Source organism: Paraburkholderia sp. CNPSo 3281, from assembly GCF_024206515.1.
Classification (GTDB): domain Bacteria; phylum Pseudomonadota; class Gammaproteobacteria; order Burkholderiales; family Burkholderiaceae; genus Paraburkholderia; species Paraburkholderia nodosa.
The window spans coordinates 33,516-47,721 of record NZ_JAMBPS010000044.1 but is presented as its reverse complement, the minus strand read 5'-3'; the positions used below and the strand labels follow the sequence as shown (position 1 = coordinate 47,721).

Below are 14,206 nucleotides of genomic sequence, written 5' to 3'. Positions count from 1 at the left end.
CGCATAATTCCCGCTTCGGGCGAACGGTTCAAACTGGTTGGACCACTTGTCGCAAGCTAGAACGAGACTCGGGTATGACAATGAGGGACAGGGCAGGCACGCGCGGGCGTGTGGAGACCGTGATGCGGCAGATGGAGACGTCGCTGCTCGACGGCACCTGGCGTGCGGGGGCGAAGCTGCCTTCCGAGCGCGTGCTCGCGCTGGAGTACGACGTGGCGCGCAACACGGTGCGCGAGGCGCTCCAGCGCCTGGCCGCGCGCGGCCTCGTGCAGAGCCGGCCGGGCGCGGGCGTGTTCGTCACCGACCAGCTGCGCACGGGCTTTGCTTCGCCGTGGGGGCAACTCGTGGCCGATCATCCGGCCTTGCGCGAAGACATCCTCGAGTTTCGTCGCGTGCTGGAAGGCGCGACCGCGTATTTTGCGGCGCTGCGCGCGAGTGACGAGGATCTCGAGCGCATTCGCGCGCTGATGCAGGAGCTGGAGCGCACGCGCGAAGTGGACGACAAGGCTGCCGAAGCCGACACCGATGCGAAGCTGCACGAAGTGATCGCGCAGGCCTCGCACAACGCGATGTTCCTGCATCTGCACACGAGCGTGCTGGGCGTGCTGCGCGAGCACATCACGATCAACGGCACGGGGCTGCGCGTGCAGAACGAAGACGCGCCGGACCAGTTGCTGCTGCAGCACCGCACGCTGTGCGACGCGATCGTTGCGCGGCGTCCCGAGGAGGCGCGCACCGCGATGCAGACACACATCGACTTCGTTCGCACGCGGGTGGGAGAGGAGATCGGCTGGCCGGAAAGTGGTCCAACCAGTGACGATGTGCCGCGCGCCGCGCCAGCGGCGGCGCAGGCTGGCAAGCCGCCGGCGCGCAAAACCGCGCGTAAGGCACCTCCTGGCGCAAAGGAAAAGCCAGCGGCCCGCGCCGGGCGCGCGAACGCTGCTAAAGTCGGCTGATCGGGCCGACGGGCCTCATTCCGGGCCGCACGCCGAAGCTGGCCGTATGAGCAGGAGGAACAGATGAACCAACGCGCCGCGCGAATCGTAGCGTTGAGCGCCGTGACGCTGACCGTCAGCGACGTCGCGCGGTCGATGCCCTTTTACGAGGCGCTCGGCTTCGTGCAGAGAGCCGGGCCGGCGGTGCCGGGTTTTGCGTCGTTCGAACTGGGCGGCGCGGCCGGCGCCTGCTATCTGAACCTGCTGGAGGGGCCGCACGGCGCGGTGAACGGCTGGGGCCGCGTGATCCTCTACGTCGCCGACGTGGACGCCTTTTACGCCCACACGCTGGCGACCGGCGCCAGGCCAGAATTCGCGCCGCGCGACGCGCCGTGGGGCGAGCGTTATTTCCATCTCGTCGATCCGGACGGCCACGAGCTGAGCTTCGCCAGGCCGCTCACTTGAGCCGCCGCAATGCATTTGAAATATTCGTGACACTCGCTGCGCCGATAGTGGCGCGAGTTGACAGCATATCGACCAAGGAGAGAGTCGCCATGAATGAACTGGACCGCACGATGGACGCCGAACAAGGCGATGAGCAACAGCAGGAAGCCGAACTGCATCGCCGCCGGCGTCTGAACGAAGAGCTCATCGACGCCTACGACGAAGAGCTCGAAATGGAGGTCGACGACCGGCTGCAGGAGAGCGGTCTGCAGATCAGCGACGAGGCGCGTGCGCTGCGCCGCGTCTATTTCCGCGAGCTGATCCGTCTGCAGGGCGAGCTCGTGAAGATGCAGGACTGGATCGTGAGCACGGGGCACCGGCTCGTCGTGATCTTCGAGGGACGCGACGCGGCGGGCAAGGGCGGTGTCATCAAGCGCATCACGCAGCGCCTGAACCCGCGCATGTGCCGCGTGGCCGCGCTGCCCGCGCCGAACAACCGCGAGCGCACACAGTGGTATTTCCAGCGTTACGTGCAGCATTTGCCGGCGGGCGGCGAAATGGTGCTGTTCGATCGCAGCTGGTACAACCGCGCGGGCGTGGAGCGCGTGATGAACTTCTGCACCGACGACGAATACGATGAGTTCTTCCGCTCGGTGCCCGAGTTCGAAAAGATGCTCGTGAGGAGCGGCATCCAGATCGTCAAGTACTGGTTCTCGATCACCGACGACGAGCAGGAAGTGCGCTTCCAGAGCCGCATCGACGATCCGCTCAAGCAGTGGAAGCTCTCGCCAATGGACCTCGAAAGCCGCCGCCGCTGGGAGGCCTACACACACGTGAAGGAAGTGATGCTGCAGCGCTCGCACATTCCCGAGGCGCCGTGGTGGGTCGTGCAGGGCGTAGACAAGAAGCGCGCGCGCCTGAACTGCATTCACCACTTGCTGAGCCAGGTGCCGTATCACGAGATCGAGCATCCGCAAGTCACGCTGCCGGCGCGCGTGCATCATCCGGATTACATTCGCCAGCCGGTGCCGGAGGATATGTTCATTCCGGATATGTATTGAGGGGTTGGCCCGTTCGCAGCATTCAATTAAAAAGCTGCGCTCCCCTTACAGGGAGCGCAGCTTTTTCTCTGGCCGTTCGTGCTCAGAACACGTGCTTGAACACCCAATAAAGCGCCCCCGCCAGCACGATCGAAGCGGGCAGCGTGAGCACCCACGCCATCACGAGGCTGCGCACCGTATTCCATTGCAGGCCCGAGCCGTTCGCGGCCATCGTGCCCGCCACGCCCGAGGAGAGCACATGCGTGGTCGAGACCGGCAGACCGTACACGTCCGCCGCGCCGATCGTTACCATCGCCACAACCTCCGCGCAGCCGCCCTGGCCGTAGGTCAGGTGCTGTTTGCCGATGCGCTCGCCCACCGTCACCACGATGCGCTTCCAGCCCACCATCGTGCCGAGTCCCAGCGCGATCGCCACGGCGACCTTCACCCACGTCGGGATGAATTTCGTCGCGTGGTCGATCTGGCTGCGGAAGTTGTTGATGGACTTCAGGTCGTCGGCCGAGAAGGGCACCGCCTTCTGCTTGTCGAGCAGGCGGATCGCCTCGGAAACCACGTACATGTTGTTGCGCACGTTATCGACGACCGACTGTGGCACTGCCGCGAGCGAGCCGTAGCCGTGCACCTGTTCGGCCACCTGGTTCGACAGCGCGGCGAGCGCGGGCACCGTCGTGCTCGAAATCGTGCGGCGGCCGATGAAGCGTTCCACGTCGGCGCGCGGATCGGCGGGCGCGGCCACGCCGTTCGTGTAGCGCTCGAGCGCGCGCGTGGCGTCGTGCGCGACGGCGACGAAGGTCTGCGTCTGTTCGGCCGTCACGGCGCGGTTCAGCGCATAGGCCGTGGGCACCGTGCCGATCAGGATCAGCATGATGAGGCCCATGCCCTTCTGGCCGTCGTTGGAGCCGTGCGCGAACGATACGCCCGTGCAGGTGAGGATGAGCAGCGAGCGGATCCAGAACGGCGGCGGTTCCTTGCCCTTCGGCTCCGAGTAGAGCGCGGGCACGCGCACGACGGCCTTGAGGATGAGCAGCAGCAGGCCGGCCAGCAAAAAGCCGACGATCGGCGAAAAGAGCAGCGACTTGCCCACGCCGAGCGCCTGGCTCCAGTCCACGCCGCTCGTGCCGTTCGCGCCGTGCATGAGCTGGTTCATGAGGCCAACGCCAATGATCGAGCCGATCAGCGTATGTGAGCTGGACGAAGGCAGGCCGAAATACCACGTGCCCAGATTCCAGATGATCGCGGCGATGAGCAGGGCGAACACCATGGCGAAGCCCGCGCTGCTGCCCACCTGCAGGATCAGTTCCACAGGCAGCAGTTGCAGGATGCCGAAGGCCACCGCGCCGGTGGAGGTGAGCACGCCGAGGAAATTCCACGCGCCCGACCACATCACGGCGATATTGGGCGAAAGCGAGTGCGTATAGATGACGGTCGCGACCGCATTCGCGGTATCGTGGAAGCCGTTCACGAACTCGAAGCCGAGCGCGATCATGAGCGCGATGCCGAGCAGGATCCAGGGCATCGCCGAGCTTTCGCGCACCGCCGAGAGGTCGTCGGCGAGATGCATCCCCACGTACACCGCGCCTGCGGCGATGACGATAAGGAAGGCGAGCAGGCTGGCGTTGCGCCCGCGTGCGGGGGCGGCGCCCGGTTGCGGTGACAGGGAAAATTCTGGCATGGCAGGCGGGCTCCTGGGGGAGGGAGTGGGCAAAGGTTTCGCCTTCGATCGTGACCCGCCCAGGTGTCCGTTTGATGACGGATTCGTGCCAGCCATGCCCGATGCATGCCCGACGGACCGGCGCTCCATCGAATGAATCGCGCCGTCAGCAAGAGGATTGCGCAGATGCCAAAACGGGTTCTTTCGCTGCGTCTTTTGGTGCACCGCTGGGCCCACGCGCGGGCGAAGGCGGCGACGCGCCTGATCGGCAACTATCCCTTCTTCGCGGGTCTTTCCGGCACGCTCGTCGCGACGGTGATGGCGATCCTCACCTACGCGGCGCTCTACGAGGGCCGCGCCGAGGAGCTGCGCCACGCGCAGGAGAACTCGCGCAACCTCGTGCAGCTCATCAGCAACGACATTGCCCGCAACGTCGAGATTTACGACCTGTCGCTGCAGGCCGTGGTCCAGGCGGCGCAGCAGCCGCAGACCTGGAGCATGCCCGAAGCGCTGCGCCAGCGCGTGCTGTTCGACCGGGCGACTGCGGCGTCGAGGCTCGGCGGGGCCTACGTGATCGACGCCACGGGCCATGTCAAAGCCTCGCGCAGCAACGCCTTCGACGCCTCACCCGCCGGTATTTCGTTCGCCGACCGCGATTACTTCATCGCGCAGCAGCGCGACCCCCATGTGGGCCTGTTCTTTTCGAAGCCGTTCCATTCCCGCCTGCGCGGCGGGGCGCTCACGATCGGGCTCACGCGCCGCATCAACGCGCCCGACGGCTCGTTTGCGGGCGTCGCGCTGCTCGGGGTGCGCCTCGACTATCTCGATCAGCTGCTCGAGCGCATCGACCTGGGCCCGGGCGGCCACCTCTTCATCCTGATGCGCGACGGCACGTTGCTCGCGAGCAAGCCGCCCTCGACGCGCGGCGCCGGCTCGAGCTACGCGGACCTGCCCAATTTCGCCTTCTTTTCGCGTCGCGACGCCGGCACCTATACGTCGCACTCGGCCATCGACGGGGTCGAGCGCATCTACACCTTTGCGCACGTGGGCAACTCGCCGTTCATCGTCGTCGTCGCGCCCGCCGTGGAGGATGTGCTCGCCGGCTGGCGGCGGCGCAGCTATATCGCGCTGGTGATGACCACGGTGTTTGGCGGCGCATGGGTCGTGGTGTCCTGGATGCTCGCATTCGCGCTGCGCGACAAGGTGGTGGCCGAGGGCAAGCTCCTGCGCCTCGCCGTCACCGACCCGCTCACGGGGCTTGCGAACCGCCGCGCGCTCGACAGGCGTCTCGCGGAGGAATGGCATCACGCGGTGCGCGAACGCACGCCGCTTGCCGTGCTGTTTTTCGATATCGACCACTTCAAGCTCTTCAACGACACCTACGGGCACGCCGCCGGCGACGAGGTGCTGGTGTTCGTGGCCGGGCGCATCGCTTCAGGATCGCGGCGCGCAACCGATCTCGCCGCGCGCTTTGGCGGTGAAGAGTTCGCGGTGGTGCTGCCGGGCACGGCGCTCGACGCCGCGACGCGCATGGCGGAGAAGATCCGCAAACGCATCGAGTCGGACAAACTCACGCTGAGTGGTACGCACCATGGGTGCGTGACGGTGAGCGCGGGGTGTGCGAGCTGCAATCCGCCGGAGGGCGGCAGCGGGGCGAAGCTGCTGGCCGCTGCCGACCACCTGCTCTACGAGGCCAAGGAAGCGGGCCGCAATCAGGTCCGGTCGCAGCAATGGACGGGCGAGGGGGCGCAGCCGCTGGTGGACTCCGAGGCCGGAACCCGAGGCCGCGATGCGCCCGCAACGCGAGGCTGAGGCGCGCCGGCTTTCGTGCGGCGCGCGACGCCCTCCATCCCGTTCAGCGCGCGGATTTCGACAGCCGGTGGCCGAGGCCGAGGTTCGAGACGATCTGCCAGGTATAGACGCGCGAATAGTGCACGCCGAACTGGCGGCCGATCAACTCGCGCACGCGGCTATTGGTCCACGCATCGCTCGCGAAGCCGTGCTCTCGAGCGGAGCCGTGCAGGGCGCTCGCGATCCAGCCTAGCGCGGCTTGATCGAGCACCGAAGGACGGCCGCCCACGCTCATCTGCTGGAGCGCGGCGAGTCCGCCGTCCTCGACGATGGACTTGTAGCGCCTCACCGTCTGGGCGGAAAGGTGGAGTGAGTCGGCGACGCTATTCACGGTCGCGCCTTCCATCAACATCTGGCCGGCGGCCATTCTTCTCGCGACGCTCGGCAGGTTCTCGGTTCGGGTAAGCATGTGTTCACTCGTCGACGAAAGATTCCGGACACGCGGCAATGCGGATGTGCCGCTCCTGTAACCCTTCCTGCAAGCGGGTCTTGTCGCTTGCCATGGACCCGGCGCCGGTGCGGTGACGCGGGAGCATGACGGACGGCGAAATCGACGCCCGGTGAAGGGCGCTTGTTGCGAAACGCCTCGGTGTTCCGCAGCGGATATTAATAATTGTTTTTGTAGGGAATGTGTATAGCTAGCGGAAAAATAGTCTGCTTGACTTGTGGATAATCCTGAACTAATGGGAAAAAACAACCGACTCGCGTTGGTCAACAATGGACGCCGCCATTTCGTGCCGTTCCCGCAATGGGAAGTTTGCTCCCATTGCAGCCAGTTAACCTGACTTAATTGCTCGAAGATTGGAAAGCAACACTCCGCATTGTTTTGTATGACTAATTCGGTATTCAGCATATATTGAGTTGAATCGCTCTTACCCAATATGAATTAAATAGCGGCGGTCGCACCTTTAGATGTTTGTTAGCGTGTTCGGCCGCTGTCTGGTAAAAAATGGCATGCCTCGGCATGGGTGGCGACGGCGATGGAGCAATTTCAGGGAGTGATTTGATTTTTTTGTGCAGAATGTTTTCGCAAACATTTCGAATCGATTCCAATGCGGATTGGATTCGAATGAACGAATGCAGAATGCCGGATTCGCCGCGCAGCGTATCGCGTATCGAAACGGGTCCCTGAATCCTGCCGGGCCGCCAAATGCGTCTGCGCTTTTCGTCACACGATGCGCGGCATGGGCGGCGGCCCGCTTTCTGGCCGCTGCGGATGAATCAAGAACTCGATGAAAAGGTAAGTCGTTTGTTGCGCCGCGCTGCGAGCCGGCGCTCACTCGTGCCGTACGGTGCGTTTCATGCCCTGTTCGCGGGCGAGGTGCCGTTGCGGGTGCGTTACGAAAAGCTCGAGGCGGCGGCGGCCGCGTTGTGCGAGCCGCGCGAGGCCGACTATGCCTCGCTGCTCTCGACCGATTCGGGCCTGCCCGGCCCGGACTTCTATACGCGCTTCAAGCGCCTGCATGCCGAGCGCTACTACGAAACGCTCGGCGCGGACCGGCATCGTATGCTGCGGCTTGCCGAAAAGCGTCAGCTCGCCAACGAGGAACGCGAGCGTGTGTATGCCCATTACCTGCGCTGTGCGGCCGAAGTAGCCTGCATGAACAGCGCTTGACGCGTGAGAGCGGCGCCATGCCGCTCTCTTGCCATTCACGATCCACACAAGGAGGCTACATGTCCACGCGCTATCGTTCTTCCGCGCCGCTGCGCGGCGCCATACTCGTGCTTGCCCTCGGTGCGTCGCCGCAGGTGCCGCTGTTTGCGCAGACGGCGTCCGATGCCGCGCCTGACAGTGCGCCCAACGCCGCGCTGCAGATCGGCGAGGTGCAGACCACGGCGACGGTCGTGAGCATCGACGCCGCCACCAATTCGGTCACGCTGCGCGGCGCGCGACGCAACCTGGTGACGGTCGCCGTCGATCCGGCAGTCGGCGACGTGAGCAAGCTCAAGCCCGGCGATCATGTGAACATCCTCTACAAGGAGGCGTTGCTGCTGCGCGTCGAAAAGATGGCCACGAGGGGCATACGCTCGCGCGTCGATACGGTCGCGACCACGCCCGCTTCCGGTGGCATGACGGCGACGGCGCGCAGCGTGCAGGTGATCGCGACGGTGGAGAAGATCGACCGCAAGAGCCGCAAGGTCGCATTGCGCGGACCGAACCGCACGGTCGTGGTGGTGGCGCCGCCGGACGTGCCGCTCGAATCGATCAAGGTGGGCGACAGCATTCGCGCCGACTACGTGGGCGCGACCGCCGTGCATGTCACGCGCGACGGCCAGAACTTGCAGTGAGGCCGTGACGCCAGGGCGGCGTGGCTAGTCGGCGCGATTGCGGTCGCGCACGAGGATCGACACGTAGATCGCCGTGCAGACGATGATGACGGCCACGCCGGCAATCACCTTCTGGTGGTCGAAGTTGATGAGGCCGACCACCGCGATGGCGATGCCGGCGGCAGAGCCGAGCGTGCCCATTGCGGCCACGAAAATGCGCAGCTTGCTCCAGACGCGATGGCGCCGCTCGGGACCTGCGCCTTCGATAAATCGATGCAGTCGATCAAACATGGCGGCTCTTCCGGGTTGGGTAGAAGACGGTCATGCGGGCGCGAATGAACGAGCGGCCCGGACCAGATCAAGTATAGCCAGCCCATTATTACGCGTTCTTTCAATTGCCTGCGCCCTCGCGCGCCGGAATTCCCGATCGTTTTTTGCGCGCGTTTAAGTTTGTCTTAATTTTCGCTCGCCATGATGGAGCGGTCGGGTCGATTCGATAGTTCGATTCGCGGTTGTTCTTCACGTCCCCTGTTGGCCGCCGATTCACTCGGCGGCCTTTTTTTTCGTCTGCCGTCGACGTTTGCTAGCGTCGAGCCCGCGCATTCAAGCCTTATTTGTGATTCGTGGCGAGCGCGCCCGCGCTGTTTGCGCCGCCAAAGAGCTGTGTCAGATATTGCTGGTTGTTGTTCATGATCGACATGAGGTTATTGAGCGCGGTGAACTGGCGGTTGAATTTCGCGGTGAGCTGGGTTGCACGCACATCGAGCATCGACGACTGCTTCTTGATGTCGTCGAACTCCTTGTTGATGGCCGTGCTGCGCCGCTCGATGATGCCGCTCGACTGCACGTAGGGCGTAATGGCGCTGTTGAGTTTCGCAGTCATGCCGCCGCTGCCGAACAGCGCCGCAATTGCACTGTTGCCCGGCTGCAGCGCCTTCTTGAACGTCTCGTCGTCGATCTCAAGCTTGCCGCTCTTGTCGAGCTTGATGCCGATCTCGCCCAGCGAATGGGTCACGCCGTCGCTGCCCTTCACGCCCGCCGAAACGACCGCCGGCAGACTCGCCGCGAGGGTGCGCGCGATCGAGTCGCCGAGCAGGGCGCCCGCTTGCGCGCTCGTCGAACCGGTTGCGGCCGTGTAGGAGGTCAGCCCGTTCAGGGCATCCACATAGCTGTTGTACGCCTTCACGACTTCGCGGATGGAGGTGCCTGTCGCTTCGGTGTCGGGGGCGATGGTGAGCGTTTGCTTCGTGCCCACCGAGGCGCTCGCGAGCTTGATCGCGATGTCGCTCACCACGCCTTCGACTGTGTTGCTCGCGCTCGTGACGCGCGTGCCGTCTATGCGCAGCTCGGCGTCGCCGGCTGCCTCGACTTCGCGCATCTGCGAGGAAGCGAGGCGCGCATCGAGGCCCGGGCCCGCCTGCACGTCGATCGCGTTGGCCGCGCCGGTCTTGTTCGCGGTCAGCACGAGGTGCTGACCGTCGGCGCCGTTGACGATCGAAGCCGTGACGCCGGGGTTGTCCTTCGCCCGGTTGATCGCCGCGACGACGTCGGTGAGCTTGTTGCTGCCCGCGGCGATCGTCAGGTGCATGGACTTGCCGCCCATCGAGATGTCGAGGCTGCCTTCCCCGAGCGTCTCGCCCGTGTCGAAGCTGTCCGACGCGAGCTTATGCGCCGTCGCCAGGCGATCGACTTCGACCGTGAAGCTGCTCGCCACGGCGTTCTTGCCAGCCACCGCGCTCAAGCCCTTGTCCTTCTCGCTGGTCGTGGCGGTGAAGCGTTGCAGCGCGGCGCCATCCTTGAATGGCTCGAGTGCGGTCTGGAGCGAAGCGAGCGCCGACTTCAGCGTGCCGAGCGCCGATAGCGTCGTGTTGCTGGCGGTCTGCTTCGCGCTGAGGATGGCGCTTGGTCCCGCGATCTTTGCGTTGACGAGCGCCTTGACGAGCTGATTGACGTCGAGCGAGGAGTTGGTCGTGCCGCTGATGATCGACTGGGCGGCGTCGCTCAGCGCGCTGTTCGCGCTGGCGGTCGTGGTGTTCGTGATCGTGCTTGCCATGAAAGAAGTCCGTTCGTCCTGGTGCGTCGAGTCGACGGAACGCGCGAATGCGCGGCCATGCTTTCATTACGGCAAGCTTTCATGAAACTTGATGAAAGAAATGAAAAGATTTTGAAAAGTATGTGGCCGGCGCTGTGGAGGCAGCCGGCCGCCCGCTTCAGGCGTGCTCGGGGAAGCCCGAGCGGCCTTGTGTAAGGTCGGTGAGCGTGGTGCGCGCGGCGTCCACGGCGGTGGCGGGCAACTGGATCGTGAGGCGGACCGTCATGGCGTACTGGCTTTCCACGAGCGTGAACTGCTGCTGGTCGATCCAGTGGCGCACGCGGGTTTCGTCGGGATAGCCGAGTTCGACGGTGAGGCGCGCCTGCGCGATGCGCTCGACGCGTTCGGCCCCATGCAAGGCGCTGGCAATGGCCTCGGTATAGGCGCGCACGAGGCCGCCCGCGCCGAGCTTCACGCCGCCGTAGTAGCGCACCACGGCGGCGAGCACACCGTCCAGGTCGTGATGGCGCAGCACTTCGAGGATCGGGCGGCCAGCGGTGCCGGAGGGTTCGCCGTCGTCGGACATGCCGGACTGGCCGCCCGCGAGCAGCGCCCAGCAAACGTGCGTGGCGGTGGGATGTTCGTCGCGCAGACGGCGGATTTCAGCCATGGCCGCTTCGCGGTGGGCAACAGGAATAGCGTGCGCGATGAAGCGGCTCTTGCGGATATCGAGTTCCGCGCTGACGGGATGGGCGAGCGTGAAAGTTGGCACAAGCGGGCTGGCACTGCAGGCGAAACCCCCATGTTAACCGATGCGCACGGGCCGGCTTTCGACGTCCGTCCCCATATCTTGTCAGTTTGCGTAATGGTTCTTTGCGTTAGAGGCTAATGACGCCCCGGCCTTCAGCCCGGATAATGCACGGCATGACGGATCTAGCTCTGGCTGGAGCGAAGCCGAACTCCTCATTCGGTGATCCGTCATCGTTCTTTCTTTCGCGGCGCCGCTGTACCGTTGTGGCAGACGCGATGCTCCAAAGCACAGAAGCCAAAAAATCCCCGGTCGGACTGTGTCACGACCGGGGGTCACAAGGCTCGCCTGTTCTCAAGAGGCAATCCCACCTTACGTCCGCAAAATTGCGTCCGCAATCGGAAAAAAAACCTGGTGCGCCTGGCGCCCGAAGAGCGCTAGTGTTCTCATTCGCGCGCAAAAAAAATCCCGGCCATCTCTGGCCGGGCAATGAGAATACACCGTGCGCTCCGGGGAACGAAACGCCCATCAACGTTAGCCGCGGGCCGTGCGGCCGGCAACTCTTCCTCATTACCTGCAATTACTGACGTCTGCCTTTCCGGGCGTGTCCGGCGCGCTGCGCGGCAGGCCGGATCCGCCATGTGGCGGGCATCGCGGTAGAATTGATTCGTATGCCGAACGATATCCGTGCGCTCGCACGCACAGGGCGAAGTAAGGCGCCGAAATGCGCCGAGGCCGGTCTCCCCTGGGGGAAGACCGGCCTCGGTGTGCCGCTTCAGGCGCCTCCGGAGAAGACGGCGCCTGGATCACGCGTACGTCATGCGGATCAGTAACGCGGCGGGGGCGGCGGACGACGGTCGTCGTCGCGGTAGTGCTGGGGACCCGGATCGTGGGGGTGATGGTGCATCCACTCATCGTGTTCCCAATAACGGTGGCCGTCGTAGTAACGGTTTTCGTGCCAGCCGATCGAGACGTGCGCGTCCACCGGCATCATGTGCGGTTGACCGTATTGCGGCGCCGATTCGGCACGCAGCCCATACGGGGCGGATTGAGCGAAGGCGCTCGATGCGCCCATCAGTGCGCCGCCGGCGATCAGTGCTGCGGCGATGGCGCGGGCGGGGGTCTTCCAGCTCTTCGTATTCATGAGTTACCTCCTCTTTGGTTGCGTCGTCAGTCACGTGGCACCGGAATGCCTTTGTGTTGCGACCACGGTTCAAAGCTTATCGGCTCGATGCGGAGGAATACGTGACCACTTGTAAGCTTTCGTTTCATACGATTCTTCATGCGAGAAAGGCCAATCTAACAGTCGGCCCTTGATGCAGAAAGGATTAAGCGTCACGCCTGACAATCGGGAACAAGCCATAGGGGGTCGTGTTGTCAACTGACGTTACATTCGGGCGGCGCTGGCCGCCCGAATGCGTCACTTGTACCGGCCAGCAGGTCCCCCTGTCGTTCTTACCGGGGTGTTTTCGGCGCGGGTTGTGCGCCAGCGACGTCGATTGCGCTTTGCGAACCTAGTTGCGCGCGCAACTCATATTTCTGGATCTTGCCCGTGGCCGTGCGCGGCAGTTCGCCGAATCGCACGGCGCGCGGCACCTTGAAGTGCGCGAGAAAGAGCCGGCAGTGCGCGATGATTTCCTCGGCCGTGGCGCTCGCGCCGGGCCGCAGTTCGACGAACGCGCAAGGCACTTCGCCCCACTTCGGGTCGGGCATCGCCACGACGGCGGCGAGCGCGACGGCCGGATGGCGATACAGCGTGTCTTCCACCTCGATGCTCGAAATGTTCTCGCCGCCCGAGATGATGATGTCCTTGCTGCGGTCGGTAATGCGCACGTAGCCGTCGGGCGTCATCACGCCGAGGTCGCCCGTGTGGAACCAGCCGCCGCGGAAGGATTCTTCCGTCGCGCGCTCGTTCTTCAAATAGCCCTTCATGCAGATGTTGCCGCGGAACATGATCTCGCCGAGCGTTTCGCCGTCGGCGGGCACGGGTTCCATCGTCTGCGCATTGCGCACGCTCACACCGCTTTGCAGGTGATAGCGCACGCCCTGACGTGCGGTGAGGCGCGCCTGCTCCTCGTCGGGCAGCGTCTGCCAGCGCGCCTGCACCGCGCACACGGTAGCGGGGCCGTACACCTCGGTCAGGCCATAGACATGCGTGAGTTCGATGCCGATCGCCTTCATCTTCGCGATCACGGCCGGCGCGGGCGGCGCGCCGGCCACCATCGTGTGCACCGTGTGAGCGATGCCTTCGCGATAGGCTGCGGGAGCGTCGGCGAGCGCGCCCTGCACGATGGGCGCGCCGCAATAGTGCGTGACGCGCTCGCTGAGAATGAGGTCGAACACGAGCTTCGCGTCGAACTTGCGCAGGCACACGTTCACGCCCGCGCGCGCGGCGACGGTCCACGCAAAGCACCAGCCGTTGCAGTGAAAGAGCGGCAGCGTCCAGAGATACACGGCGTGCTTGGGCATGTCCCATTCGAGGATGTTGCTCACCGCGTTGAGGTACGCGCCGCGATGGTGATAGACCACGCCCTTGGGGTCGCCCGTCGTGCCCGAGGTGTAGTTCAGCGCAATGGCGTCCCATTCGTCGCGCGGAGGCTCCCAGGCGAACTCGGGATCGCCTTGTTCGAGGAACGCCTCGTAGTCGGTTGCACGCGGGAAGCACTCGGGGTCGGCGGCCGCGATGTCGGCCACGCTGACGATCTTGAGGTTCGGGAATTCGAGCGCCGCGCGCTGCGCGAGCGCTGCGTATTCGGTATCGACGATCAACGCCTTCGCTTCGCCATGGCGCAGCATGAACAGCATGGTCGCGACATCGAGTCGCGTGTTGAGCGTGTTGAGCACCGCGCCGAGCATGGGCACGCCGAAGTGCGCCTCGACCATCGCGGGGATGTTGGGCAGCAGCGCCGCTACCGTGTCGCCGCGGCCGATGCCCGCCTGCGCGAGGGCGCTCGCGAGCCGCCGCGTGCGCGCATAGGTTTCGCGCCAGTTGCGGCGTATGTCGCCGTGGACGACGGCCACGCGGTCGCCATAGACTTCGGCGGCGCGGGCGATGAAATCGATCGGCGTGAGCGGCACATAGTTGGCTTCGCGTTGCGCGAGCCCTTCTTCGTAGGGGTGCAACATGGCGGTGTCTCCGAACGGCTATTGGTTTGTCGATATGATTCGCGCTACCGTAGCAGGGCCGCGCACGCCAGTCTGTCGCCGGCGCGACAG

12 protein-coding genes and 1 pseudogene are annotated in these 14,206 nt (G+C 64.7%); 6 read left to right on the top strand and 7 right to left on the bottom strand.

What is annotated here, in order from left to right; genetic code table 11:
* Positions 1 to 122: 122 nt before the first annotated feature.
* The 3 genes and pseudogenes from M3I56_RS30540 to ppk2 all read left to right on the top strand — a co-directional run.
* Positions 123 to 785: pseudogene (locus M3I56_RS30540) on the top strand (FadR/GntR family transcriptional regulator); the annotation flags it as partial.
* Positions 786 to 1,019: 234 nt separating this feature from the next.
* Positions 1,020 to 1,400 (top strand): glyoxalase/bleomycin resistance/extradiol dioxygenase family protein, encoded by a 381-nt coding sequence (locus tag M3I56_RS30535; protein ID WP_254357116.1) that lies wholly within the window; start codon positions 1,020 to 1,022, stop codon positions 1,398 to 1,400.
* A gap of 110 nt (positions 1,401 to 1,510) precedes the next feature.
* The gene (ppk2, locus tag M3I56_RS30530; protein WP_254357133.1) at positions 1,511 to 2,440 is read left to right on the top strand and encodes a polyphosphate kinase 2; all 930 of its coding nucleotides are present in this window, start codon (positions 1,511 to 1,513) and stop codon (positions 2,438 to 2,440) included.
* 82 nt (positions 2,441 to 2,522) lie between these two features.
* On the opposite strand, the gene M3I56_RS30525 is transcribed toward ppk2, so the two are convergent.
* Positions 2,523 to 4,112 (bottom strand): inorganic phosphate transporter, encoded by a 1,590-nt coding sequence (locus tag M3I56_RS30525; RefSeq protein ID WP_254357115.1) that lies wholly within the window; start codon positions 4,110 to 4,112, stop codon positions 2,523 to 2,525.
* Between the two features lie 165 nt (positions 4,113 to 4,277).
* Here M3I56_RS30525 and M3I56_RS30520 point away from each other — a divergent pair, with 165 nt between their 5' ends.
* On the top strand, positions 4,278 to 5,903 hold the full coding sequence (locus M3I56_RS30520) for a sensor domain-containing diguanylate cyclase (RefSeq protein WP_254357114.1): 1,626 nt from the start codon (positions 4,278 to 4,280) through the stop codon (positions 5,901 to 5,903).
* A gap of 43 nt (positions 5,904 to 5,946) precedes the next feature.
* Here M3I56_RS30520 and M3I56_RS30515 read toward each other — a convergent pair whose 3' ends face one another.
* Positions 5,947 to 6,351, bottom strand: a complete 405-nt coding sequence (locus M3I56_RS30515; RefSeq protein WP_028202557.1) for a helix-turn-helix domain-containing protein — start codon at positions 6,349 to 6,351, stop codon at positions 5,947 to 5,949.
* Between the two features lie 807 nt (positions 6,352 to 7,158).
* On the opposite strand from M3I56_RS30515, the gene M3I56_RS30510 reads away from it, so the two are divergent.
* Complete coding sequence (locus M3I56_RS30510; RefSeq protein ID WP_254357113.1) at positions 7,159 to 7,557, top strand: hypothetical protein; 399 nt, start codon at positions 7,159 to 7,161, stop codon at positions 7,555 to 7,557.
* Positions 7,558 to 7,616: 59 nt separating this feature from the next.
* Positions 7,617 to 8,231, top strand: coding sequence for a hypothetical protein (locus M3I56_RS30505; protein ID WP_254357112.1), 615 nt, complete (start codon positions 7,617 to 7,619; stop codon positions 8,229 to 8,231).
* Between the two features lie 24 nt (positions 8,232 to 8,255).
* On the opposite strand, the gene M3I56_RS30500 is transcribed toward M3I56_RS30505, so the two are convergent.
* From M3I56_RS30500 to M3I56_RS30480, 5 genes are all read right to left on the bottom strand, one after another.
* Positions 8,256 to 8,501 carry a DUF2964 family protein gene (locus M3I56_RS30500; RefSeq protein WP_254357111.1) on the bottom strand — a complete coding sequence of 82 codons (246 nt, stop codon included), beginning with the start codon at positions 8,499 to 8,501 and terminating at the stop codon, positions 8,256 to 8,258.
* 319 nt (positions 8,502 to 8,820) lie between these two features.
* Positions 8,821 to 10,263, bottom strand: a complete 1,443-nt coding sequence (fliD, locus tag M3I56_RS30495) for a flagellar filament capping protein FliD (protein ID WP_254357110.1) — start codon at positions 10,261 to 10,263, stop codon at positions 8,821 to 8,823.
* A gap of 157 nt (positions 10,264 to 10,420) precedes the next feature.
* Positions 10,421 to 11,014, bottom strand: a complete 594-nt coding sequence (locus M3I56_RS30490) for a YigZ family protein (RefSeq protein WP_254357109.1) — start codon at positions 11,012 to 11,014, stop codon at positions 10,421 to 10,423.
* An 802-nt stretch (positions 11,015 to 11,816) separates the two neighbouring features.
* Positions 11,817 to 12,134, bottom strand: a complete 318-nt coding sequence (locus M3I56_RS30485) for a hypothetical protein (RefSeq protein ID WP_254357108.1) — start codon at positions 12,132 to 12,134, stop codon at positions 11,817 to 11,819.
* A 311-nt stretch (positions 12,135 to 12,445) separates the two neighbouring features.
* The gene (locus M3I56_RS30480; protein ID WP_254357107.1) at positions 12,446 to 14,116 is read right to left on the bottom strand and encodes an acyl-CoA synthetase; all 1,671 of its coding nucleotides are present in this window, start codon (positions 14,114 to 14,116) and stop codon (positions 12,446 to 12,448) included.
* Positions 14,117 to 14,206 lie beyond the last annotated feature (90 nt).

Bases quoted from the DNA above. Each gene is read 5' to 3' on its own strand.
- M3I56_RS30535 (WP_254357116.1), top strand. From the start codon at position 1,020: ATGAACCAACGCGCCGCGCGAATCGTAGCGTTGAGCGCCGTGACGCTG.
- ppk2 (WP_254357133.1), top strand. From the start codon at position 1,511: ATGGACGCCGAACAAGGCGATGAGCAACAGCAGGAAGCCGAACTGCAT.
- fliD (WP_254357110.1), bottom strand. From the start codon at position 10,263: ATGGCAAGCACGATCACGAACACCACGACCGCCAGCGCGAACAGCGCG.
- M3I56_RS30525 (WP_254357115.1), bottom strand. From the start codon at position 4,112: ATGCCAGAATTTTCCCTGTCACCGCAACCGGGCGCCGCCCCCGCACGC.
- M3I56_RS30520 (WP_254357114.1), top strand. From the start codon at position 4,278: ATGCCAAAACGGGTTCTTTCGCTGCGTCTTTTGGTGCACCGCTGGGCC.
- M3I56_RS30480 (WP_254357107.1), bottom strand. From the start codon at position 14,116: ATGTTGCACCCCTACGAAGAAGGGCTCGCGCAACGCGAAGCCAACTAT.
- M3I56_RS30505 (WP_254357112.1), top strand. From the start codon at position 7,617: ATGTCCACGCGCTATCGTTCTTCCGCGCCGCTGCGCGGCGCCATACTC.
- M3I56_RS30485 (WP_254357108.1), bottom strand. From the start codon at position 12,134: ATGAATACGAAGAGCTGGAAGACCCCCGCCCGCGCCATCGCCGCAGCA.
- M3I56_RS30515 (WP_028202557.1), bottom strand. From the start codon at position 6,351: ATGCTTACCCGAACCGAGAACCTGCCGAGCGTCGCGAGAAGAATGGCC.
- M3I56_RS30500 (WP_254357111.1), bottom strand. From the start codon at position 8,501: ATGTTTGATCGACTGCATCGATTTATCGAAGGCGCAGGTCCCGAGCGG.
- M3I56_RS30510 (WP_254357113.1), top strand. From the start codon at position 7,159: ATGAATCAAGAACTCGATGAAAAGGTAAGTCGTTTGTTGCGCCGCGCT.